Origin of the sequence: Streptomyces durbertensis (assembly GCF_014156695.1) — a bacterium.
GTDB lineage: Bacteria > Actinomycetota > Actinomycetes > Streptomycetales > Streptomycetaceae > Streptomyces > Streptomyces durbertensis.
Genome location: NZ_WMLF01000041.1, coordinates 1 through 21,467 on the forward strand (window position 1 = coordinate 1; position 21,467 = coordinate 21,467).

Annotated in this window: 17 protein-coding genes and 1 pseudogene; 9 read left to right on the top strand and 9 right to left on the bottom strand. The window is 72.5% G+C overall.

Going from position 1 to position 21,467, the window contains the following annotated elements:
* The 6 genes and pseudogenes from GL263_RS04830 to GL263_RS04855 all read right to left on the bottom strand — a co-directional run.
* Positions 1-315 (bottom strand): annotated as a pseudogene (locus tag GL263_RS04830) (hypothetical protein); the annotation flags it as partial.
* On the bottom strand, positions 312-1,676 hold the full coding sequence (locus GL263_RS04835) for an ATP-grasp domain-containing protein (protein WP_182854306.1): 1,365 nt from the start codon (positions 1,674-1,676) through the stop codon (positions 312-314). The gene GL263_RS04835 and the pseudogene GL263_RS04830, both read right to left, overlap by 4 nt.
* A gap of 48 nt (positions 1,677-1,724) precedes the next feature.
* Positions 1,725-2,060 carry a Rieske 2Fe-2S domain-containing protein gene (locus GL263_RS04840; RefSeq protein ID WP_182854307.1) on the bottom strand — a complete coding sequence of 112 codons (336 nt, stop codon included), beginning with the start codon at positions 2,058-2,060 and terminating at the stop codon, positions 1,725-1,727.
* Positions 2,048-3,469, bottom strand: a complete 1,422-nt coding sequence (locus GL263_RS04845; RefSeq protein WP_182854308.1) for an iron-containing redox enzyme family protein — start codon at positions 3,467-3,469, stop codon at positions 2,048-2,050. The genes GL263_RS04840 and GL263_RS04845 overlap by 13 nt, the downstream gene beginning before the upstream one ends.
* Before the next feature lie 58 nt (positions 3,470-3,527).
* Positions 3,528-4,565: a class I SAM-dependent methyltransferase gene (locus GL263_RS04850; RefSeq protein WP_228456108.1), complete on the bottom strand. Its 1,038-nt coding sequence runs from the start codon at positions 4,563-4,565 to the stop codon at positions 3,528-3,530.
* Positions 4,566-4,847: 282 nt separating this feature from the next.
* Complete coding sequence (locus GL263_RS04855; RefSeq protein ID WP_182854309.1) at positions 4,848-6,011, bottom strand: IS701 family transposase; 1,164 nt, start codon at positions 6,009-6,011, stop codon at positions 4,848-4,850.
* A gap of 260 nt (positions 6,012-6,271) precedes the next feature.
* Between GL263_RS04855 and GL263_RS04860 the strand changes: the two genes are divergently transcribed.
* The 5 genes from GL263_RS04860 to GL263_RS04880 all read left to right on the top strand — a co-directional run bounded on the left by GL263_RS04860 (position 6,272) and on the right by GL263_RS04880 (position 12,069).
* A complete protein-coding gene (locus GL263_RS04860) occupies positions 6,272-7,744 on the top strand; it encodes an amidase (RefSeq protein ID WP_182854310.1) in 1,473 nt (490 codons plus the stop codon).
* 104 nt (positions 7,745-7,848) lie between these two features.
* Complete coding sequence (locus tag GL263_RS04865) at positions 7,849-9,414, top strand: MFS transporter (RefSeq protein WP_182854311.1); 1,566 nt, start codon at positions 7,849-7,851, stop codon at positions 9,412-9,414.
* Between the two features lie 67 nt (positions 9,415-9,481).
* Positions 9,482-10,153: an HAD family hydrolase gene (locus GL263_RS04870; protein ID WP_182854312.1), complete on the top strand. Its 672-nt coding sequence runs from the start codon at positions 9,482-9,484 to the stop codon at positions 10,151-10,153.
* 63 nt (positions 10,154-10,216) lie between these two features.
* Positions 10,217-11,449 carry a glycosyltransferase family 2 protein gene (locus GL263_RS04875; protein WP_182854313.1) on the top strand — a complete coding sequence of 411 codons (1,233 nt, stop codon included), beginning with the start codon at positions 10,217-10,219 and terminating at the stop codon, positions 11,447-11,449.
* A 107-nt stretch (positions 11,450-11,556) separates the two neighbouring features.
* A complete protein-coding gene (locus GL263_RS04880; protein WP_182854314.1) occupies positions 11,557-12,069 on the top strand; it encodes a methylated-DNA--[protein]-cysteine S-methyltransferase in 513 nt (170 codons plus the stop codon).
* 308 nt (positions 12,070-12,377) lie between these two features.
* Here GL263_RS04880 and GL263_RS04885 read toward each other — a convergent pair whose 3' ends face one another.
* Positions 12,378-12,563: a DUF397 domain-containing protein gene (locus tag GL263_RS04885; RefSeq protein WP_182854315.1), complete on the bottom strand. Its 186-nt coding sequence runs from the start codon at positions 12,561-12,563 to the stop codon at positions 12,378-12,380.
* Complete coding sequence (locus tag GL263_RS04890) at positions 12,560-13,438, bottom strand: helix-turn-helix domain-containing protein (RefSeq protein ID WP_182854316.1); 879 nt, start codon at positions 13,436-13,438, stop codon at positions 12,560-12,562. Before GL263_RS04890 ends, GL263_RS04885 begins: the two co-directional genes overlap by 4 nt.
* A gap of 150 nt (positions 13,439-13,588) precedes the next feature.
* Between GL263_RS04890 and GL263_RS04895 the strand changes: the two genes are divergently transcribed.
* The 3 genes from GL263_RS04895 to GL263_RS04905 all read left to right on the top strand — a co-directional run bounded on the left by GL263_RS04895 (position 13,589) and on the right by GL263_RS04905 (position 18,527).
* On the top strand, positions 13,589-14,059 hold the full coding sequence (locus tag GL263_RS04895) for an ATP-binding protein (RefSeq protein ID WP_182854317.1): 471 nt from the start codon (positions 13,589-13,591) through the stop codon (positions 14,057-14,059).
* A gap of 145 nt (positions 14,060-14,204) precedes the next feature.
* Complete coding sequence (locus tag GL263_RS04900; protein ID WP_182854318.1) at positions 14,205-14,618, top strand: effector-associated constant component EACC1; 414 nt, start codon at positions 14,205-14,207, stop codon at positions 14,616-14,618.
* 6 nt (positions 14,619-14,624) lie between these two features.
* Positions 14,625-18,527 (top strand): caspase, EACC1-associated type, encoded by a 3,903-nt coding sequence (locus GL263_RS04905; RefSeq protein ID WP_182854319.1) that lies wholly within the window; start codon positions 14,625-14,627, stop codon positions 18,525-18,527.
* A 54-nt stretch (positions 18,528-18,581) separates the two neighbouring features.
* Here GL263_RS04905 and GL263_RS04910 read toward each other — a convergent pair whose 3' ends face one another.
* The gene (locus tag GL263_RS04910) at positions 18,582-19,637 is read right to left on the bottom strand and encodes a beta family protein (RefSeq protein ID WP_182854320.1); all 1,056 of its coding nucleotides are present in this window, start codon (positions 19,635-19,637) and stop codon (positions 18,582-18,584) included.
* A 940-nt stretch (positions 19,638-20,577) separates the two neighbouring features.
* Between GL263_RS04910 and GL263_RS04915 the strand changes: the two genes are divergently transcribed.
* Positions 20,578-21,222 carry a hypothetical protein gene (locus GL263_RS04915; RefSeq protein WP_182854321.1) on the top strand — a complete coding sequence of 215 codons (645 nt, stop codon included), beginning with the start codon at positions 20,578-20,580 and terminating at the stop codon, positions 21,220-21,222.
* Positions 21,223-21,467: the final 245 nt, after the last annotated feature.

Consider the following 21,467-nt stretch of genomic DNA (forward strand, 5'->3'; position numbering starts at 1 on the left):
GACCACCACGGAGCACACGACGGCGACCCGCAGCCACTCGGTGCTCAGGAGTTGCAGCGCGCCGGCCGCCTGCCAGGCGAGGAACAGCTCGGGGTGCAGCAGCACCACGGCCATGCTGCCGGTGACCGCCGCCGCCGCGTATCCGGCGCCGGCGGCCAGCATGCCCGCGGCGGCCGCCAGCACCGGCGGGCGCCGCCGGGTGTGGCTGACCAGGCGCAGTACGAGCATGCTGTCCGGTCCCGGGCTGCAGACCACCGCCGTACAGCTCGCCAGGAAGGCCGGGCTGGCGGCGACGGCGAGGGCGGTCGAACTCACCGGTGTCCGCCGGCGTCGACGGCCACCGGCCCGGGGCGGGGCTCGTGGCCGGGCTCGGACTCGGACCCGGGCTCGTGGCCGTGGTCGGGCTCGGGCTCGGGCTCGGGGGTGACGACGAGGGCGGCCTCCATGGCGCGGACCGCGGCGGTGTCGTGTGCGACCTGGGCGGCGTCGGGGTGTGCGAGCACGACAAACCCGAGGGTGAGGGTGGCCAGCAGGTCCCGGGTGGTCTCGAGGCGGTCGCCGTCCTGGATGCGGACGGCCGAGTGGTGGTAGGACGGCAGGTCCGTGATCCCCTTGAGAGCGGCGGTGTTGGAGACGATGCCGGCCCGGCGGGCGATGAGGAACACGACCGTCATGTGGCGTCGCAGCCGGTAGCTCTCGGGGGCGGCCTCTCCACGGGCGAACCAGCGGACCGCGCGGTGTACCTGGCTGTCCCCGGTCGCGGTGAGGTTGAACGCGGGGTGTCCGCCGCCGTGCGGGCGGGAGTTGATCTCGATGAGTCGCGGACCTTCGGCGGTCAGCATGATCTCGATGTGCGCGGCGCCGTTGCGCAGGCCGACCGCGTCGAGGACCGCCTCGGCGTAGCGGGTCAGTACGGGTACCGCCGGGTCCTCGGGCGCGACCCAGGTGAGGCTTTCGTAGACGGCCATCTGCGCGCCGTTGTCGACCTTGCCGTAGCGGCACACGTCGGCGACCGTGTGCCTGCCCCGGTGGCTGAAGGTGTCGACGACAAACTCGGTGCCGTGGGCGTATTCCTGGACCATCATCCGGTCGTTGAGGTTCTGCCACAGGTTGACGCGGCCGAGTTGCTGGTCGAACGGGGCCCGCCAGTCGGCGCCGGCCGGTACCCGGGTGACTCCGTCGGTGCTTCCGCTCTTCGGCGGTTTGACGACCAGGTCGGTGCCGTGCAGGCCCTCCCGGTCGATCCATGCCCGTACGGCCTCCGGGTCGTCGGTGCAGATCTGACGGATCGCCGGTACGCCGGCGGCGTGCAGGGCCTCGGCCATGGCGCCCTTGTCGCGGCGCGCGGCGGACAGCGCCGGGGAGTTGGCCTGGTCCGGGAGCAGCCGCTCGGTGAGGCGGTCGGCGAGTTCCACGCCGCTCTCGGCGCCGGCGATCACACAGAGCGGCGAGAGCGGGCGCAGTTCGGCGACCAGCCGTTCCAGCTCGCCGTCGTGGGCGAGCAACCGCTGGTAGCGGGTGGGGTCCCAGGAGTCGGCGTAGGCCGGGGGGACCTCCGGCAGGGAGCTGACCGCGAGCGAGGGGACACCGAACGCGGCGAACTCCGGCGCGTACTGGGCGCCGGAGGAGAACGGGTCGACGATGACGGCCGGCTGTGCGGGGTGCGCGGGGCTCAACGGGGGTCCTGTCTGCGGAGGGCGGCCCGGGGGCCGCCCTCCGGCGGGTCACGCTCCGGCGGCGAGCGCCGGGGACAGCGGAAGGTGGCAGTGTTCGACGGGGACGTCGGCGGGGCCGGGCAGCACCGCGGTCACGGTGTCCCCGGAGCGGACCGCCGGCACCTGGCGGCGCAGCCTGCTCAGCGAGGTGCCGCGCTCGTGCCAGGGGCACACCAGTCGCCGTCCGGCCGCGTCGACCGTGGCCAGGTTGAGCGGGCCGCCCCGGTGGGGGCAGGAGGCGGGCAGCACGGAGCCGCCGGTCTCGGTGCGGATGTACACGTAGGGCAGGTCGGCGACCCGGACGCAGTTGTCCGCGCCGCTGACCTTGAACGTCACGACAGGCATGCGCGGTGGTCTCCGACCGAGAAGATCTGGTAGACGCACTCCTCGGACTCGATGATCGCGCCGTGCAGTCGGTTGCGCTGGATCACCGTGCCCTCGCCGGCCTCCAGGATCCGGTACGAGTTGAAGCCGCTGACAAACCGCATCGTGCCGCTGACGATGTGGCAGAGCTCGTCGCCCTCGTGGCTGTGGGTGTTGGACAGTTCGCCGTAGGGCTCCACGATGTCGGCCACCGGTGGGGTCACCCGGCCCTCGCGGATCGCCTCGTACACCGGGTCGTGCAGTTCCTTGTACCGGTCGGCGTCGTCCATCCACGCGATCTGGGTGGCGAAGTCCTCGTCGGCGATCGTGCTCAGCAGCCGGAACTCCTCGATGCCGCGCACGATCTCCGGGATGATCTGCTCGCCGTGACGCTTGATCAGCGGCTTCACCAGCTTCTCCAGTGCCATCCGGCCGTGGTGCTGGTCGATGTGGACGTGCTCGGAGAAGTACCGGGCGTCGGCGCTGCCGTCGAAGACGTCCTTGAGGAGGTTCTCCGCGCGTCGGCAGAAGTCGACGAGGGTGCTTTCGGTGTAGTACAGCGCGCCGACGTAGCGGAAGAAGTGCTCGTGGTTCTTTCCGAGATAGTGGAAGTAGTTGTTCAGGGCCAGGCTGGATACCAGGTAGTACTGCCAGTACCGGTGCAGGTCGGCACCGAGCCCGACGGATTCGAGGGTGGCCTCGAAAAGGGTGCTGTGCTTTGTCTCGTGAACGCCGTACCCGTACTCGTCGATCAGGATCTTGAACCATTCGGACTGCTCGTCGCCGTAGTAGCCGAGAACGTTCCGGGCCATGGGAGAGGCTTCGGAGAGGAAGTCCGGGGCGAACTGGATCAGCCACATCCGGGCCGCCCGCTGCGGATCGGAGGAGTCGCGGATCGCCTTCTCGGCGGCGGACGGCTCTCCCGGGGCGTAGACGTCCAGCTCGTCCAGGTAGGCGAGCAGGCCCTCGGTCGTCCAGTCCCCGCTCACCTCCACCTCCTCGTCGAGGAAGCCGAAGGCAAAACGTTCCAGCGCCGGTCGGATCAGCTCGCCGCGGGCCCGGTTGCCCGGGCTGTAGTAGCGGCGGAAGTCCTCCGCGAGTTCGCCCAGCCCGGCCTTCGGGAAGAACACCAGGTCGGCCTCGTAGATGCTGGTGAGCAGGCGCTGGGCGGCCAGGCTGCTGTACTCCAGGATCCGCTCGCGGCCCGGCACCCGGTCGAAGTCCAGGTAGGGCAGCACCTGCGGGCGGAGCTGACGGCGGTAGGGGTTGTCGGAGTTCTCCCACTCCTCGTTGTCCGTGTAGAGCGGGTTGGCGGCGTACGCCAGGACGGCCTCGCGCAGCGCGTCACCGCGCAGCTCGAACGGTTCGTGGGGAACAGGGGTGTGCGACATGATCGGGTGTGCCTTCCGCTGGTGGGTGGGACCTCGGTCCGGCGGCGTCGCGCCGTGGTCACGCGAGGGACAGGCTGGTCTCGCTCCAGACGAGGTCGAGCGTCACGGTGGAGCCGGCCTCGGCCTCGACGGGCTTGGCGAGCGGGATCAGCGCCTGCATCCAGTGGGAGCCGACGTTCTCCGGCGAGTTGCGCAGGGTGACGCCGCCGCCCAGGTCCATCTCGAACCAGGCGACCAGCGCGTGCACCGTCCCCGACTCGCGTACCGGCACGGCGAGTCCGCGCTCCCCGGGGCCGAGCGGGCCCGTGGCGAAGTCGAAGGACACCAGCTCGACCGGCTCCGAGAGGGTGCGGTGCGGCCAGGTGTGCAGCCGGATCGGGAAGTGCCCCGGGGTGGCGAAGGTGTTCAGCCGCGACACGTCGAAGCCGCTGGCCAGGTTGACACGGTTGAGGTTCACCGCGTTCTCGCTCTGCAGCAGCGCGCCCAGCAGCCTGGCCCGCTGCGGAAGCATCACGCCGTCCGCGGCGAGCAGTTCGCGCCGGGCGTGACGGATCGAGGGGAGGATGCCCTCGCCGATCAGGCCGCAGTCCACGATCTCGGAGATCACCGCGTCCACCCGTCGGGGCAGTTCCCGGCCGACCGCCAGCTCGTCGGAGCGGCACGCCAGCACGGTCACCCGGTCGGCGAAGCCCTCGGCCGCCACGACCTGCCGGGCCACCTCCACCATCAGCGGGTTGGCCTCGCAGCTGTACACGTGGGCGGCCCCGGCGCGCACCGCCATCATCGCCAGCAGGCCGGTGCCCGCGCCGATGTCCAGCACCGTGCCGCCCCGCGGGACGACCCGCTCCAACGCGGTCGCCAACGCGTCGTTGCGTTCGTGGTCGTTGAGCATCGCGAAGTGCCAGCGCGGCACCGCCTCGCGGGCGAAGTCCCGGAACTCGGGGACCGCCGTCGACAGGCCCTCCGGCGCGGCGAGCACCCGCGCCGTCGCCTCCGCGACCCGGCTCAACTCCTGGGCCCTGGCGCGCAGTCCCGCCAGCGCCAGCCGGACCTCCCCCTCAGCCGTCGGACTGGTGACACTCGTCAACCTGGGCATGTCGATTCTCAGACTCCTGACAGGAATGACTTTCGAGACACGCGTGCGTGGAAACCGCGGCTACTTCAACCGGAGGAACACACCCCGCAGGACTTCATGCCGAAATCAACTCGCCACGAGTCACTGGCAGGCGGGATGTCGTCACCGGATATCGACTGGATTCGGCAGGGCGAAGAACGAGGACTCGTGCGGCGCTTTTCCGTCGAAGTGGCTTGCTTTCGTCCAGGCCGATTAGAGCACTCCCCGAGTCGGAGTGGCAAGCACCCTTGAAACGAACGGTACTTACGCCTTCGAGTCGAGCTCCGAATCGTCCGGAACACCGCCTTCCGAATCGGCCGGGCGTGGGGTTCGAGACACCTTTCGAGCAGGCGTTTCCAGTCGCCCCTCCAGTCGGAGGGCGGCGGCCGTCATCGCCAGGGTGGTGTGCCGGTACCAGGCCACCCAGCTCCGCACCTGATGACTGCTCAGCCCCGCTCGCTCGTCGGCCTCGCGGACCGCCCGGGCGGCGGCCGCGCCCGCGGCCGCCGTCGCCCGCGCCGCCGGAACACCCGGAGCGGTGACCGGCGCGTGCAGCAGGAAGCGCGAGGTGTACCCCGACGCCTGCCTGCGGGCCAGCAGGGTCAGCCGGAACCCCGGGGCCGGGCGCCCGTAGACCGGCCCCAGTCCTCTGCCCAGTAAGTGCCAGGCCTCCTCCCGGCCCGCCTCCACGCGCGGCGTCGCGGCCTCCGGTTCCGGTGCCGGCCCCGGCAGCTGCGGGAGTTCCACGCAGAACGGGAGCCTGCGACGGCACAGCCACTGGCGCAGCCGGGGGTCGGCGAAGTCCGGGCCTGCGACCACCCAGTCGACGGGCACCTCGGCCGCCGCCGCGCGCTCCAGCATCCGCTGTCCGAGATCAGCCATGCCACGGTCCCGCACGTGCTCCGCCGGGACCCCGGCCCGCGCACAGCGCGCCGGGTCCGACACCCACTGCGGCGGCAGGTGCAACTCCCGGTCGATCAGCGCGCCCACACCCCCCGAGACGTAGCACAGCAGGGCGGCGACCTGGGTGTTGCGCTCCCGCCCCGTCCCTCGGGCCCCGGTAGGGGTCACCGCGACCGCGCTTCTGCCCGCCCGCGCCGTCTCGTGCCGGCGCAGCACCAGGCAGGGCCCGGAAGCCCCCAACAGCGTGACGACGTGGGCGCGGACACTGTCGCGCAGCTGGTCGGCGTCCCACACGGCGCGGGTGAGCAGCCGCTGCGTGCTCCACGCGCTGTCGGCGCCCGCCCGTACGGCGATCTCCGCCGCGCTGCCCCGGGCGGGGTCGGCCAGCAGGGCTCGCACATAGGCCAGCGCCCGGTCCCGCGGCTCCACGCGGGTGAAGCGCTGCCCCAACAGTTCCAGCAGGTCCGGGCGGGGGCCGGCCGAGCCGTCGACCCGGACGTGGGGGGAACGGGACGAGACCTCCATGACCGCGACCTCCGATAGGTCTAGACCTATAGATGTGCCGCGAGAGTAACCGGTCGAGCACCACTCGGTAAGCCTTGATTGCTCACCGTTTCTGAGGTAAACGCGCGAGACCGCACGGTCCGCCCCGACCCGTCCCGGTCCGGCACGGTCCTGCACGGCCCCGCGCGGCCCACTTCGCAACCCGACCGCCGCACCCGGTGTTCCCCCTCACGCCCGGCCCGACAGATCCATCCGACGAACCCATGCATGCGAGGCGTGAGATGAGCGAAACCACCGAACTGAGCGCCACCCGGCTCGCCCAGGCGATCCGCGACCGCGAGGTCTCCCCGGTCGAGGCGGTCCAGGCGGCGCTGGACCGGATCGAGAAGACCAACCCGGCCCTCAACGCCTTTGTGACCGTCTGCGGCGAACGCGCCCTGGAGCGGGCCGCCGCCGCCGAACGAGCCCTCGACGACGGCAGCAGGACGGGCCCCCTGCACGGCGTCCCGATCGGCGTGAAGGACCTCGACCCGGTGGCCGGCGTCCGCACGACCCGCGGCTCCCTGGTCTTCGCGGAGGACGTCCCGCAGGAGACCATCCTGTGCGTCGAGAAGCTGGAACAGGCCGGCGCGATCGTCGTGGGGAAGACCAACACCCCCGAGTTCGGCTTCAAGGCCACCACCGACAGCGCCCTGTTCGGCCCGGCCTCCACACCCTTCAACCGGGCCATGAACGCCGGCGGTTCCTCCGGCGGCAGCGCCGCCGCCGTCGCCTCCGGCATGGTGCCGCTCGCCCAGGGCTCCGACGCCGGCGGCTCCCTGCGGGTGCCGGCCGCGTTCTGCGGAGTCTTCTCGCTGATGCCGAGCTTCGGCCGGGTCCCCGTGCCCGCCAAGCCCAACGCCTTCCGCCGCTACAACCCGATGGTCTGCTACGCGCCCCTCGCCCGCACCGTCGCCGACGCCGCCCTCGGTGTCGACCTGATGTCGGGCGCCCACCCGTACGACCCGTACTCCTACCCCGCCCCCGAGAAGCTCACCGACGAACTCCACGGCGACCTCACCGGCCTCACCGTCGCCTACAGCCCCGACCTCGGCGGCTACCCCGTCGAAGCCGAGGTGGAGACCGCCGTCCGGGCCGCCCTGCCCGCGCTCCGCGAGGCGGGCGCCACCGTCGAGGAGGTCGACTTCCGACTCCCCCTGCCGCACGCCGAACTGACCGCCATGTGGCGCCGGTACCTGTCCGTCGCCCACGCCGAGTCCGCCGCCATCTCGCGCGACAACGGCATCGACCTGCTCGGCGCCTACGCCGGCTCCATCGACCAGGGCTACCTCGACTCGGTCCGGGTCGGCGAATCCCTCAGCGCCGTCGACTTCCGACTCGAGGACCTCGACCGCACCCGCGTGCTGTACGCCTTCGAGGCGCTGTTCGACCGCTACGACCTCGTGGTCAGCCCGGTCAACGCCGTCGCCGGCGTCCCCAACTCCGCCGGACGCGACACCGTCGGCCCCGACACCGTCGAGGGCGAAGCCGTCGACCCGTTTGTCGGCTGGTCGCTCACCAGCCCCTACAACCTGATCGGCAGCCCCGCCGCCTCCGTGCCCGTCGGCCGGGCCCGCAACGGCGTCCCCGTCGGCCTGCAGGTGGCCGCCCGCCGCCGCGGCGACGCCCTGGTCGTCCGCGCCGCCGCCGCCCTCGAAGCCCGCCTCCCCTGGGCCGCCACCTACCGGGACCTCGACCTGGACGCCACCGGCTGACCCGAGGACGCCGCCCGACCGGACCGGCCGCAACCCGACCGCTCCGGTCGGTGTTCCACCCAGGACAACCGACCTCCCCGGCGGGGAGCGAAAGGGGCGCCATCGTGCACACCACCACCGGTGGGCGGACCAGGACCGGCGGCACCGCCCTGCTGGTCCTGCTGATCGGCCAGGCGATGGCCAACATCGACCTGGCGATCGTCAACCTCGCGGCCCCCGCCGTCAGCGCCGACCTCGACGTGGACAGCTCCCAGCTCACCCTCATGGTCACCGCGTACGCGCTGTGCTCCGCCGTGCTCCTGGCCCCCGCCGCGCGACTCGGCGAACACCACGGGGTGCGCCGGGTCTACCTGTGGGGCCTCAGCCTGTTCACGATCGCTTCCCTGGCCTGCGGCCTCGCTCCCGACATCGCGTCCCTGATAGCCGGCCGCTGCCTGCAGGGAGCCGCCACCGCGCTGATGATCTCGCAGGTGCTGGTCGGCATCCACCGCTGGTTCACCGGTACCGCCCGTGCCCGCGCCCTCGGCTGGCACGCCGTCACCCTCTCCGGCGGCGCCGCACTCGGCCAGGTCCTGGGCGGCGTGATCGTCTCCGCCAACCTCTTCGACACCGGCTGGCGGGCCGTCTTCCTGCTCAAGGTGCCCGTCGGCGCCCTCGTCCTCCTGCTCGGCCTCGCCCTGCTGCCGCGCGAGAGGCCCGCCCCCACCCGCACCGGACGCGGCGGCAACGACATCCCCGGCACCGTGCTGCTCGCCGCCACCACCCTCAGCGTCCTCATCCCGCTCAGCCTGGAGCGACCCGACTGGATCTGGGTGCTGCTGCTCGCCTCCGTGCCGCTCGCGGTCCAGTTCCTCCGCACCGAACGGCGGGTCATCGCGCGCGGCGGCAAGCCCGCGCTCGACCTCCGCCCGCTCAGCACACCCGCCGTCCGCTGGTCGCTCACCGCGTACGCCGGCACCACGCTGACGTACATCGCCATGCTCTACCTGCTCTCCCTCCACCTGCAGAAACACCTCGACCTCCCCGCCTGGCAGGCCGGGCTCGTCCCCCTCGGCTGGGTGCTCGCCTTCGGCCTCGCCGGCCCCGTCCTCGGCCGCTCACCGCGCGCCGTCGCCCGCCTCCTGCCGTTCGCCGGCTGCGCGATGCTCACCGTCGCGTACGGGCTCGCCCCCGTGGTGCCGGCCGGGCCGGGTACCGCCGTCTGGCCGCTCACCGCCGCGCTGTGCCTCGGCGGCTTCGGCCTCGGCCTCGCCCACACCTCGCTGCTCAACCTCCTCACCACCGCCGTCCCCCCGCGTCACGCCTCGACGCTCAGCGGCACCGTCAACACCCTCTCCACCGTCGTCGGCGTCATCGGGATCACCCTGTTCGGCTCCGGCTACTCCTGGCTCAACGACAGCGACCGCGCGGGCCCCGCCACCGCCTGGACCCTCACCTGCGCCGGCCTCGCCCTGGTCACCGGGCTGTGCGCGTTCGCCGCCCTGCGCGCCGCCGCCACCGCGCCGAGCCCCTCGGACCCGTCAGATCCGTCAGCCCCCTCAGACCCGAGAGGCGCGGTGGACGCGGCCGGCGCGGCGGAACCGCCGGACCCGGCCGGCGCAACCAGCACGCCCGGCGCGGTGTTCCCCACCAAGGACCGCCCGGGCCTCTCCACACCCGACGCCGACTGACCGGCCCCCGCGCCCGCCTCGCGACGACCCCGACGTACCACGCACGCACGGCAAAGGACCACCAGCGATGACCCAGCCCCGACTCCACCAACTCCACGCCAAAGCCGCGCTGTTCGACCTCGACGGCACCCTGGTCGCCACCGAGCACCGCAGCCGCGCCGCCTGGACCCGCCTGTTCACCGCGCACGGCCTGCCCTGCGACGACGCGACCCTGGCGACCTTCGTCGGTCGGCGCGGGCAGGAGGCCCTCGCCGACCACGTCCACCGCTTCCCCGGCAGCACCGTCGAGGAACTGTTCGAGGAGGCCTGCGGCTACCTGATGGGCCCGGACATCCCGCCGCCCTTCGCCGTCCCCGGCGCCGCCGAACTCCTCGCCGACCTCAGCGCCCGCGGCGTGCCGCTCGCCGTTGTCACCTCCGGCCTGCGTGCCCACGCCACCGAACTGCTCGACCACGTCGGCGGCGCCGGACTGTTCCAGGTCCTCGTCACCGCGGAAGACGTCAGCGCGGGCAAGCCCGACCCGCAGGGGTACCTGGCCGCCTGCGACGCCCTCGGGGTCCACCCCGCCGACGGCCTCGCCTTCGAGGACGCCCCGGCCGGCGTCCGGGCCGCCACAACGGCCGGCCTCCGCTGTGTCGCCCTCACCACGACCCACCCCGAGGCCGACCTCGCACACGCCGACCTGGTGCTCCCCGACCTCACCACCCTGCGCTGGTCCCGCGACGCCGACACCGACTGACCAGCCGCCGACCCGCCCGGCACACCACACACGCATCGCCCGACCCCGACCGGAGACGACCGCATGTCCGCCGCCGCCCGTCCGTCAGACCCCGCCGCGCTGGCCGCCGCGGCCACCAGCAGCCTGATACTGGTCCACGACCCGGCCGCACGCGCGGTCGGCCCCGACTACTGGGACTGGTCCGCCGACGCCCACCACGCCACGGCGACGGCACTCGGCGACCTCGACGACAACCGGGTCCGGGCCGCCGTCGCCCGACTCGCAGACGACCCCAGCGACAACACCGCCGCGGCCGGGCTCACCCTCGCGCTCACCGACCTGCTGCGCCGGCCCGGCGGGGAGGGCACGGCGGTCGACGCGCTGCGCGCCGCCGCCGCCCGCACCGAGTCGCTGTCCCGGCTGCTCGTGCAGCCCGGCGCGCCGGGCCGGCCCGCGCGGACCGGCGAGGCGCCCGACACCACCGGCCTGCTGGCCGCCCTCGCCCGCGAGCCGCACCACGGCGCGCACCCCGTGGACGCCGCCGTGGTCATCCCGTTCCGCGCGCCCGACGACGTCACGGGCCGGGTACGCAACCTGGCGGCCGTCCTCAACGCGCTCGCCGACCAGTCCCACCCCCGGGACCGCTACCGCGTCGTCGTCGTGGAGAGCGACGCCCGGCCGCGCTGGCGTGAACTGTTCGCCGACGCCTGCGACAGCTACGTGTTCGCACCCGACCCGGGGCGGTTCAACAAGTCCTGGACCGTCAACGTCGGCGTCGTGCACGGTGCCCGGCCCGCCGAACTGGTCTGCGTGCTGGACGGCGACATCCTCGTCGACCGCGACTTCGTCGCACGCGCCGTCGAACGGTTCCGGCAGCCCGGGACCCAGGCCCACTGGCCCTTCGAGGACATGCTCTTCCTCGACGCCGCCGCCAGCGCGCAGGCCGTCCGCGCCCGCTGCCTCGACGGCGCCCCCGACCCGGGCCAGGACCGGCTGCGCGGCGTCCACCTGCGACGGCCCCCCGGCGGCTGCGTCTGGCTGCGCGAGGACCTCTTCACCCGTATCGGCGGCATGGACGAACGCTTCTGCGGCTGGGGCGGCGAGGACCAGGACTTCGTCTGGCGGGCCGAGCGCTACGGCCCGATGGACCGCCACCGCGACCCGCTTGTGCACCTCCACCACGACCGCGCCGCCCACCGCGGCGACGACGGCACACCCTTCTACGAGGACGTCGAACGCGCCGGGTTCTGCAGCTGGCCCTGCGACTCCGACTTCGGCCGGATCGACAGGAACGCCCCGCAGCCCGCCGGGGCCTGAGGATCAACGCCCCACCCGCGGGACGAGAGGTGGCCACCGCGGCCAGTCGACGACCAACTCCCAGACCCCGAGAGCCCGTACACCCCTCACCACCCGAGGACCGAACCATGGACACCCGCCACACCGTCGTCGACACGGACCTCGGCGCGCTCACCGTCGTCGCAGGTGAGCGCGCCCTCACCGGCCTGTACTTCGCCGAACACGCCCGCCGCCCCGCCCAGGAGGCCTTCGGGCCCCGCGTCACGCCCGGTGAGGACGGTCTGCTCGACGACGCCGCTGGACAGCTTCACGACTATCTCGCCGGGCGCCGCAGGGACTTCGCCCTTCCCCTCGCGCCCCACGGGGACGCCTTCCAACTCGACGTGTGGGAACTCGTCGCCACCGTCACGCACGGCACGACCACCACCTACGGCGAGCTGGCCCGTCGGCTCGGCGACGTCCGGCTCGCCCAGCGCGTCGGCCAGGCCGTCGGTGCCAATCCACTCTGCATCCTGATCCCCTGCCACCGGGTCCTCGGCGCCGGCGGCGCCCTCACCGGCTACGCCGGCGGCCTCGCCCGCAAACGGGCCCTTCTCGACCTCGAGGAGCCCGAGGAGACCGCCGCCTCACGCCTGTTCTGACCTGGCCGCCGTGGCACCGACTCCGGCGCCACTGCGGCGACGGTCCTCACCGCCCGCCAGTTGGTGTTGGCCGCCGGCTCGCTGCTGTTCAGCGGCCTCCTCCCGTCGGCCAACCACCACTCCGTCGTCCTCTGGTAACTCATCGGCATCATGCTGCTCGCGGCCCGGCTCGCCGCCCGGCTGGTCACAGCCAAAGTCTCCGAACGACGCTTCTACCCCAAGGGCTAGGGAGGCCCGTTCCAGAAAGCCGACCGCCTCCCCCGGACAGCGGTCTGCCCCGGCGTGTTGCCGCGGACAGACTCAACGCACTACCGCGCAGCGAAACCCACGAACACAGTCCACGCCCTCGCATCGACCGCAAGGCCAGGGCGGGCTATGTCTTTGGAGTCACGTACGTGGACGACCTGTGACCTGGTGGCGACTTCGACGCACTGCCCCCCGTCCCCGGTGCTGTAGCTGCTCTTGAACCACGCCAGTTCGGACTCAACACTCATGTCTCTCCCAGCAACTTCTCTACGTACGCCAGCGATTCACTCGGTGTGAGGGCCTGCGCTCGGAGGATGCCATAACGGGCCTCAAGCTCCCGGACCTTCGACTGCTCCGAGTAGAGGCGACTGTCGCCCTGCACCTCCGCATAGGCGATCCTCCGCCCCTCAGGCGTATCGATCAAGGTGAACGGGCCGCCCAGCGCGCCATGATCCTCTCGACTGACCGGCATGACCTGGATCTCGACGTTTCGCTTGTGCCCGATGAGCAGTACCTGCTCCAACTGGCCCCGCAGTACGTCCCTACCCCCGAGAGGCCGCTGAAGCACGCACTCTTCCAGGACAAAGCTGACCAGCGGCGCAGGCTTTCGGGCATAGATCGCCTGCCTCGCCAGACGTGCACTCATCCCCTGCTCGATCCGGTCCTCATCGAGCAGCGGTCGGCGGACGGAGAACACCGCTCGTGCGTACTCCTCGGTCTGCAACAGGCCCGGAATGGCGTACATCTCATAGACGTGCAGCCCAACAGCCTCCGCCTCCAGCCGTGCCGCGTCTCGGAAGAACGGTGGGTACTGGGCCCGGGCCACCTCCTCCTTCATCTCCTGGAGGACGCCGCCCGCGTCCAGCACCTCGTCCGCCTGGTCGATGAACCTCGGTGGCGGTACCCGGCGTCCCTGCTCGAACGCGGCGATGGTCGACACCGAGTAGCCCGTCCGCGCCCCGAACTCGGGCCGTTCCATCCCCGCCCGCACCCGGAAGCGTTTCAACTGCCGCCCGAAGGCCCGCAGGACGCCGGAGCCGGCCTCCGGTTCGCGCCGGCTCTCCCCGCCACCGTCGTCGCCGCTCGCGGACGCCTCGTCCACCAGTCCCGTCGGTTCGCTCATCTCCCGCCAACACCTCCCAGGGCCAACGCGGGCCCCCGCTCCGCCGTCACGCTCCGTCTCACCGACACCCGCGCACCGGACGCTTACAGCGACTCTCCGTGTGCGCGGCGTATCTGGTCACGCTAGGACGACAGCGGCAGCGTGGGCCACATGAACAGCCCAATCTCCACCCCACGAGCGCACGTCCCCGGCGCCGAGACCGAAAGCGCCGGACTCCGAAACGAGTTCGCGATGGTCTTCACCTCCTCCCCGCGCGGTGCGCGCCTCGCCCGCAGGATGGTCTCCCACCGGCTCGACACGTGGGGGCACCCGTACGGCGGCCGGGTCAACGACACCCTCACCCTGATCACCGCCGAGTTGACCGCCAACGCCGTACGGCACGGGCACGTCGTCGGGCGGGACTTCCACCTCCGGCTCACCCACGGTCCCGACACCGTGCGCGTCGAGGTCACCGACACCCGGACCGAGCGCCTGCCCGTCCTCTCCGACCTGGAGCCGCCCGGCGACGCGGAGTCGGGCCGGGGTCTGCTTGTCGTCGCGGGGCTGGCGACGCGGTGGGCGGTCACCCCGCGCGAGGGCGCGCCGGGGAAGACGATCTGGGCGGAACTGCGCCTGGCGTGAGAGGCGCGGGACTCGGCCATCGGCGACCAGTTCACGCCAACGCCCCCGCCAGGTCAGGCCTACTGGACCGTCACTGTCAGTGTCGGGCGCTAGTGTCGTTCGCCCGACACTGAGCCGGTGAACCCAGGGGGAGCACAAAACCGCCATGCCCGAGAACCACACCGGATACCGCATCTCCGTCATCGACGAGGACCCGCTGCGCGCCCGCAAGGAAGCCCGCGAACTGCTCGCCGCGCTCGCCGAGGCGGACTCCACCGCCAGGCTGGACCTCCCCGGGCCGCGCGTCCCGGCGGGCGACGGCGACAAGGGCGGCCCGTCCGCCGAGACCGTCGGGCTGCTGCTGGCCGCCGGTTCGCTCGTCACCGCGCTGGTGCAGGTGTGGCTGGCGCGGATCCCGCAGCGCACCCTCGTGATCAAGCGGCCCGACGGGGCGGTCCTGCGTGTCACCGGCAAGGAGGCCCGCGAGGACGACACCCTCATCGAGCGGTTCCTCGCGGACGACAACAGCGACGACAACGGCGACAGCGACAACAACGGCGACGGCGCGGCGGCGGGCTGAGCGGCGATGACCGACAACGACCGCCACGCCCTGCTCGTCGGCGTCTCCACGTACGACAGCGACACGTACCAGGACCTCCCGGCGGTGCGGGCCGACCTGCACTACATGCGGGCGGTCCTGGAGAACACCGAGATCGGCATGTACAACGAGTGCGCGGTGGCCGCCGAACCGACGCGCGCGGAGATGCTGCACGCCGTCGAGACGTTCCTGGAGGCGCGACAGCCCAGCGAGACCGCGCTGCTCTACTTCAGCGGGCACGGCGAGTACTGCGAGCAGGACGGCCAGCTGTACTTCCTGACCCGGGACACCGACCCCGCCGACCTGCCGGGCACGGCCGTACCGGCGGAGTTCCTCGAGCGGATGCTCCAGTCCTGCCGGGCGGCATCCAAACTGGTCCTGCTGGACTGCTGCTCCAGCGGTTCCGTCGTCCAGGGCTGGACCGCCAAGGGCCCGGCCGGGGAGCCGGACCGGCCCGCGCCGAGCACGCTGCTGCGGCCGACCGGCGTGTACTTCATCACCGCCTCCGACGCCCTCCAGGCGGCCTCCGCGATGGCGCCGCCCGGGTCCAGCCTCGGCACGTCCCGGTTCACCGGGGAGATCGTCGAGGGGCTGCGCAACGGGCTTATCAGGGACAGGGGTTGGATCACCCCGGACGACCTGTTCGAGTACCTCAACGCCCAGATGAGCCGCAACGGGGTGCCGGAGGAGCAGCGGCCCACCAAGTCGACGATCAGGGCCACCAACAGCCTGCCCTTCGCCCGGTCGGTGGCACGACCGGTGCGGCTCCCCTCGCCGCCCCACGACGCCACCGAGGCCGCCCGGCGCTCCCCCGCGCTGCTGAAGGCGCGGGAGGCGGCCGAGGCGGACGAACGGGACGGCGTCGACCCGCAGCGGCTGCTGCGGTACTACGCGGACTGCCTCACCGCGCAGGCAGCCGCCGGGATGCGGCCCGACCGGGACGCCGGCCGGAACAAGAAGTACTTCCTGCTGGCCCAGGGCGAGGAGACCATCCAGTCGGGCCGGGGCCCGCACATCGTCGCGCCCGGCTCCCTGCCCCGGCCCCACAGCGGTGGGTCCGGGTCAGGCTCAGAGCCGGAGACTCGGCAGGAGTACTGGTACGGGTATCCGGCGATCACGCTGCCCGCGCGGGACGGCGGCCGGGGACGGCGCGCGACGGTGGAGCTCGCGCCGCTGCTCGTCCAACCGATGGAGTTGGCCCCGGACGAGGACGGCCAGGACATGCTCCGGCCCAGCGGCCTGCCGTCCCTGCACAGCGGCGTCGTCTCGGAACTCCTCGACGCGGGCGACGCCGCCGACCTCGTCGCCCGCTGGCAGCCGGCCTGGCAGGAGGGCAACGACGTCCAGATGCTGCGCGCCGTGCGGGAGCTGCTGGACGAGCTGGGGCTCCCCGAGCTCGAACCGCTGGACCCGTCCGCGCTGAGCGACCGCACGGTCATGCAGGCACTGCGGCCCGGCGCGCACAACGCGGCCGTGCTGCTGGTGCCCTCGGACGCGGAGGCCAAGGCCACCCAGGCGCTGGTGCAGAACCTCCTGAAGATCTCCACGCAAACCGAACAGATTCCCGGCACCGCCCTGGGCACGCTGCTGGCCGGCGGCGCCCGGCAGGCGCCGGCCGCCGTCACGGCCCCGGCGGACCCGGTGACACCCGTCGCCCCGGGGCCCTGCAACGAGAGCCAGGAGCAGGTGATCTCCTCGGCGATGACCCAGCCGCTGACGGTGGCGACGGGGCCGCCCGGCACGGGCAAGAGCGAGGTCGTCACGGCGGTCGTCACCACCTGCGTCGCCGCCGGGCAGTCGGTGCTGGTGGCCTCCACGAACAACGAGGCCGTGAACGTCGTCGCCCAGCGCTGCGACGACATCGCGCCCGGTCTGCTGATGCGGACGGGCAACGCGGAGGCGCTGGAGCGGGAGGCGGCCAAACTGGAACGGCTGCTCGCCGAACCGGCCGGGACCGCGCGACGCGGATCGGCCACCGTGGGCGGCGAGTTGCGCAACACCCGGACGACCGCCGACCGGCTACGGGAGGAGGCGGCGCAGCGGATCGGTGAGGAGACCCGGCTGCTGGGCCTGCTCCGCGACCGGGAGGAGCGCACCACCGCCCTGGGGCTTCCCCTGCCCCTCCTCGAAGGTGCCTGGACGGCCGACGCGGACGGTCTGTCCCCGCTGGACCGGTGGGCGGACCGGGCGCGGAAGGCGGCCTCGGCCCGCTGGTGGCAGCTCGGGGCGTGGCGGCGCGGGCGGGTGCTCGCCGCGCTGGTCGCGGCGGGGGCGGAACACCCGGAAGGATCCGGACCGGCGTGGCCGGACTGGGCCACGGACCGGCCCGTGCCTCCCGAGCTGCTGGAATCACTGGCCGATGTCGTATCCGTGGAGCGGGAGGTGCGGGAACTCGTCCGCCGGCACGGCGAATGGGACGAGGACGGGCTCAAGGAGTCCCGGCTGGCGACGGCCCAGACCCTGACCGGGCTGGCGGCGGAACTGTCCCACGCTCTGTCCACCGAGGCCCTCGGCCGGGCGACCGCGCTGATGAACCAGCGGCTCCAGGCGCTCCGCCGCCGGTCCGGCTACCAGCGCAGCCAGAAGAACCTGATGACCCACATCAAGGGATGGGCCATCAGCACCCACTCGGTGCGTCAACTGGAACTCACTCCGACCCTGTTCGACCTCGTGGTCATCGACGAGGCGAGCCAGTGCTCCATCCCCTCGGTGCTGCCGCTGCTGTTCCGGGCCCGCCGGGCACTGATCATCGGCGACCCCATGCAGCTCGGGCACATCCCCGGCGTGTCACCGCAGCAGGAGCGGCAGGCACGGAAGCGGGCCGGGCTGAGCGCGGCCCAACTGGAGCACCACCGCCTCACCTACCACGTGCACTCCTCGTACCACGCGGCCGAACAGCACGGCGACGGCGCGCTGCTCCTCGACGAGCACTACCGCTGCCACCCGCGCATCGCCGACATCGTCAACGGCCACTGCTACGGCGGCCGGCTGCGGGTGCTGACCGACGTGCGGCGGCAGGTACCGGCGCACGACCCGGTGGGAGCGGCCGCCCCGGCACCGGTGCTCGGCTGGGTCGACGTACCGTCCGGGGAGTCGGCGCGCGGCGGCGACGGGCAGTCCTGGCGCAACCCGGCGGAGGTGGAGGCCGTGCGGCGCGTGGTCGACGGACTGCTGGCGGGACTCCCGCCGGACACGACGGTGGGAGTCGTCACGCCGTTCCGCGCGCAGAAGGAGGCGCTGGCCCGGCTGTGGCGGGACGACAGCCGGGTCCGGGTCGGCACCGTCCACACCTTCCAGGGCGGGCAGCGCGACGTGATGGTGCTGAGCCCGGTCGCGGCGGCCAACACCCCGCCCCGGACGACGCACTGGGTCGCGAGCCAGGTCAACCTGTGGAACGTGGCGATCACCCGGGCCAAGTCACAGCTCATCACCGTCGGCGGCCTCGCCTTCTGGCAGCGGCAGAGCGGCCTGCCGGCCCTCCTCGCCGCACGCTCGGCACCGCTGGGAGCGGGCGGCGGCGCAACAGACGAGGCAGGCACCCCCGGCCCGGCGGCGGCGGAGGCCCACGCCGACCTCACCGACCGCCTGCAGGCCTACCTCACCGGACGCGGTGTCACCGACCTGGAGCGGGCCGCGCTGGTGGGCGGACACCCGGTCGACCTGCTGTTCACCGACGCCGGTGAGAACACGGCCGTGCTCATCGACCCCGGCCCTGCACCCGGCGCCGACCCCGCCCGGCACCTCCGGCTCCTCCACGCCAGGGGAGACCTGCTCACCGGACTGCCCTCCGGCGGACACGGCGCCAAACCCGGCCCGGTGAGCCGCACGGTACGAGTGCCCGCCTGGCGAATCCTCGCGGGCGAGCCCGCGCTCGCACCGCTGCTCGACTGAGACACGCCCCCGGACGGCCGGGCGGGCTCGGGGGGAGCCTGCCCGGCGACCCGCTCAGCCGCCGGACAGGCTCCGCACGACGTACGTCATGTGCTGGAGGTTGCCCGCCCGCAGCCACTCCCTGGGACCGCCCACGCCCCCGCTGTCCGACAGCGGTCCGTGCGCGCAGTCGCTCAGCCACTCCTCGCCCGGCCCGGCCTCCCCGCCCCGGAAATCGGGCAGTTCGGTGATCCGGCGGGCAGCGGCACGGTTGACGGCGATCCGGTCAGGGCCCCTGGTCAGCATCCTGACGAACAGGTACGAGCTGTCGGTCGTGTAGCGCAGCACGCCCCAAGGCGGCCCGCCCTTCCCGCTCGGCGCCGGGACCTGCGCGAGAGCGCTCGGGTGCTGCACCCCGTAGTCGCCGTAGCCGAGCAGCGGGGCATAGGCCCTGCCCGTCGCGCGCACTTCGTGCCACATCCGCCAGTCCGCCCGCGACCCCTCGGCTGGTCCCCTCTCCAGCATGTCGGCAGTCACCCGGGGAAAGCCGCCGCCCAGCAGCGCGGCGCTCCGCCAGACCGCCAGAGGCACCAGCGCGTCGAGAGCGCGCAGCGCCTCCTTCCCCGCGTCGGGCCGGTCGTCGAGGACCGCCCCCATGTCGAGCAGCAGGTCCACGGGTATCTCCGGACCGATCCGCACCAGCAGGCCCCGAACGCCCTCGCCGAGACCACCGTCCCACTCCCCCGGCACCCGCACCCGCACACCCAGTCCGCGCAGGCAGCGGCGGGCCGTCCCCACGGCCGCCGCCTGCTGTGCCCCGGTCCGCTCCGGCCCGGTGACCGGCAACAGCCGCCCCCACTCGCAGTACACGGACAGCGCTTCGGCGAGGGCGGCCGTCTGGGCCTCCTCACCGAACGGAGCGTCAAGCCATCCGCCGTGACGGCTCGCGGCACTCACCGGACCGACGTACTTTCCGACCACCGTGGCCAGCGCCTCCTCGGAGACCCCGGGCAGCGGCGGCAGGTTCCACAGCGGCCTGAGCGCGGCGCGCACGTCCGGCCACAGCCGCCCCAGAGCCCCGGACGCGTGCGGCTTCGTCGGTAGAACGGGAACATAGAGCGGTCCGGACATCGCGGCTCCCCCTCGGCACCGTCCGTGCGCATCCCTTCCTTTCAGGGTCCTTTTGAGCCAAAGCACTTGGAAAGAGCGCGCTTTCGGCCTGCCTGGCTGATACCGACACGTGCCTGGTGACGGTGTGACGCAAGTTGCACGCTTCAGGATGTGCGGTGGTCGTGCGCTCCAAGTGATCGACGTACACGGGGAACTGAGCGCCACACAGCAGCACGTCTCGGAGCCGTCCGCCGTGCGCCGAACAGTGCGCTGCCCGGGCACGGGCGTCCGGCCGTTCCACGATGGACACGAGTCGTGAACCACCGGATACGCGGTCGGTGGAGTGTCGAGCCGTGCAGGGCCTCGATCGGCGTCGACACAGTCGCCCGACACATCGCTCAGCACGCCCCCTCACCTGCCGGAAGCGCTGGCGTCCTTAGGCTCAACTACCGGCCGCCGGATCGCAGGGGACCCAGCCCTGTGAGCGCCACCAGCAGATCCGTTTCGGGCGATGGACAGTTGCCGGTTCAACGTTCTCGACGCCCACCTCGCCGCCCGCGCGGCGGCCAGCTACGCAAGCACCTCTGGCGGGGCGGGGTCGTCGATGACCGAGATCGGGACGACGGGCAGCTCCGCGCCCGCCGAGCCACCCGGTCGACGCGAGCTCCCCGTGACCATCCACCCTTGTGGAACGAGGGCCCGGACGAGCAGGATCCCGCCGGGCGTCACGATGGCGAGCAAAGCCGGCTGCGTGAACGCGACCCACCCGCTACCAGCACGAGATGCGGCCTCGACGACTCCTGGGTGGAGACCGAGCACGACGGTCGGTGACCTCCGGCGGCCCTGCCGAGCCGTCCCTGGCGCTCGCCAGGGCCGTCGCGTTCTGTCCGATCTGCCTCGGGGCAGGCATGTTGGTCGATAGACGGTGAGTGGTGACCATGGTCTCGGAAAGGGGAGCCGAGTGGGTCTCGTGGAGAAGTACCAGGCTTTGGCGCGTGGCGCGCTGTTGGTCGCCGAGTCCGCCGAGGACGCCTACCGGCTGGCTGCCCTTGAACGCTTCCTCAAACCATGGGTTCGGGACAGGATCCACTCACTCGCCGGCCTGATCGACAGTTGCGACACCCGCCGTCAACTAGCTGCGGACACAAGGGCCTTGGTCCAGACCGCCGCCGAGTACTCGGAACTGCGAAACCAGCTCTTCTCCGACGTCCACCACACGCGTCCCGAGCCGCCCTGGCGGATCGTGGGGCAGAAGACGATGGCCGTCCGGGCACAGTCCGGAGTGCTGCTGCGACAGCCGACGTTCGTCCTGCGGCGTCTGGATGCCGGATCGGACGTCCCCGGCGCGGAAACCTGGGACTTCACGGTGATCGGCAATCCGTCCGACCCGGCAGACGAGGGACGGTCGTTTGTCATCATGGTGGCGACCGGCGACCACACCGGCGGAGTACCCGTCCAGGTTTCCAAGGAGCTTGAGAACGAGCGAGCCTGGTACCAGCAGTTGGAGTACGGCTTCTTCGCGCTGGGGATCACGCCGTTTCTCACCGCCGTCTACGACCCCGATCGTCACCGGAAGCGGCCAGCCGGGGAAGGCTACGGCAGCTGACCGGTCCCCCCGTCACCGATACAAGCGACTGCGCGTCATCCGCCCTGAGACGACGGGCGTTTCCGGCGTCTCAGGGGCCCGCGAACCGCGAAACTGAGAGGGCGGGCGGGTCAGCCGGTCTTCTCGGCGGGCTCCAGGATGGCGACGGATTCGAAGTGGTGGGTCATCGGGAAGAGGTCGAAGGCGCGGAGGAAGCGGGGCTTGTAGCCGGCCTCCTGGAAGTACTTGAGGTCGCGGGCGAGGGC

Coding starts and splice junctions, on each gene's coding strand:
- GL263_RS04840 (WP_182854307.1), bottom strand. CDS start 2,060: ATGCCTGTCGTGACGTTCAAGGTCAGCGGCGCGGACAACTGCGTCCGG.
- GL263_RS04845 (WP_182854308.1), bottom strand. CDS start 3,469: ATGTCGCACACCCCTGTTCCCCACGAACCGTTCGAGCTGCGCGGTGAC.
- GL263_RS04850 (WP_228456108.1), bottom strand. CDS start 4,565: ATGCCCAGGTTGACGAGTGTCACCAGTCCGACGGCTGAGGGGGAGGTC.
- GL263_RS04855 (WP_182854309.1), bottom strand. CDS start 6,011: ATGGAGGTCTCGTCCCGTTCCCCCCACGTCCGGGTCGACGGCTCGGCC.
- GL263_RS04860 (WP_182854310.1), top strand. CDS start 6,272: ATGAGCGAAACCACCGAACTGAGCGCCACCCGGCTCGCCCAGGCGATC.
- GL263_RS04870 (WP_182854312.1), top strand. CDS start 9,482: ATGACCCAGCCCCGACTCCACCAACTCCACGCCAAAGCCGCGCTGTTC.
- GL263_RS04875 (WP_182854313.1), top strand. CDS start 10,217: ATGTCCGCCGCCGCCCGTCCGTCAGACCCCGCCGCGCTGGCCGCCGCG.
- GL263_RS04880 (WP_182854314.1), top strand. CDS start 11,557: ATGGACACCCGCCACACCGTCGTCGACACGGACCTCGGCGCGCTCACC.
- GL263_RS04885 (WP_182854315.1), bottom strand. CDS start 12,563: ATGAGTGTTGAGTCCGAACTGGCGTGGTTCAAGAGCAGCTACAGCACC.
- GL263_RS04890 (WP_182854316.1), bottom strand. CDS start 13,438: ATGAGCGAACCGACGGGACTGGTGGACGAGGCGTCCGCGAGCGGCGAC.
- GL263_RS04895 (WP_182854317.1), top strand. CDS start 13,589: ATGAACAGCCCAATCTCCACCCCACGAGCGCACGTCCCCGGCGCCGAG.
- GL263_RS04900 (WP_182854318.1), top strand. CDS start 14,205: ATGCCCGAGAACCACACCGGATACCGCATCTCCGTCATCGACGAGGAC.
- GL263_RS04905 (WP_182854319.1), top strand. CDS start 14,625: ATGACCGACAACGACCGCCACGCCCTGCTCGTCGGCGTCTCCACGTAC.
- GL263_RS04910 (WP_182854320.1), bottom strand. CDS start 19,637: ATGTCCGGACCGCTCTATGTTCCCGTTCTACCGACGAAGCCGCACGCG.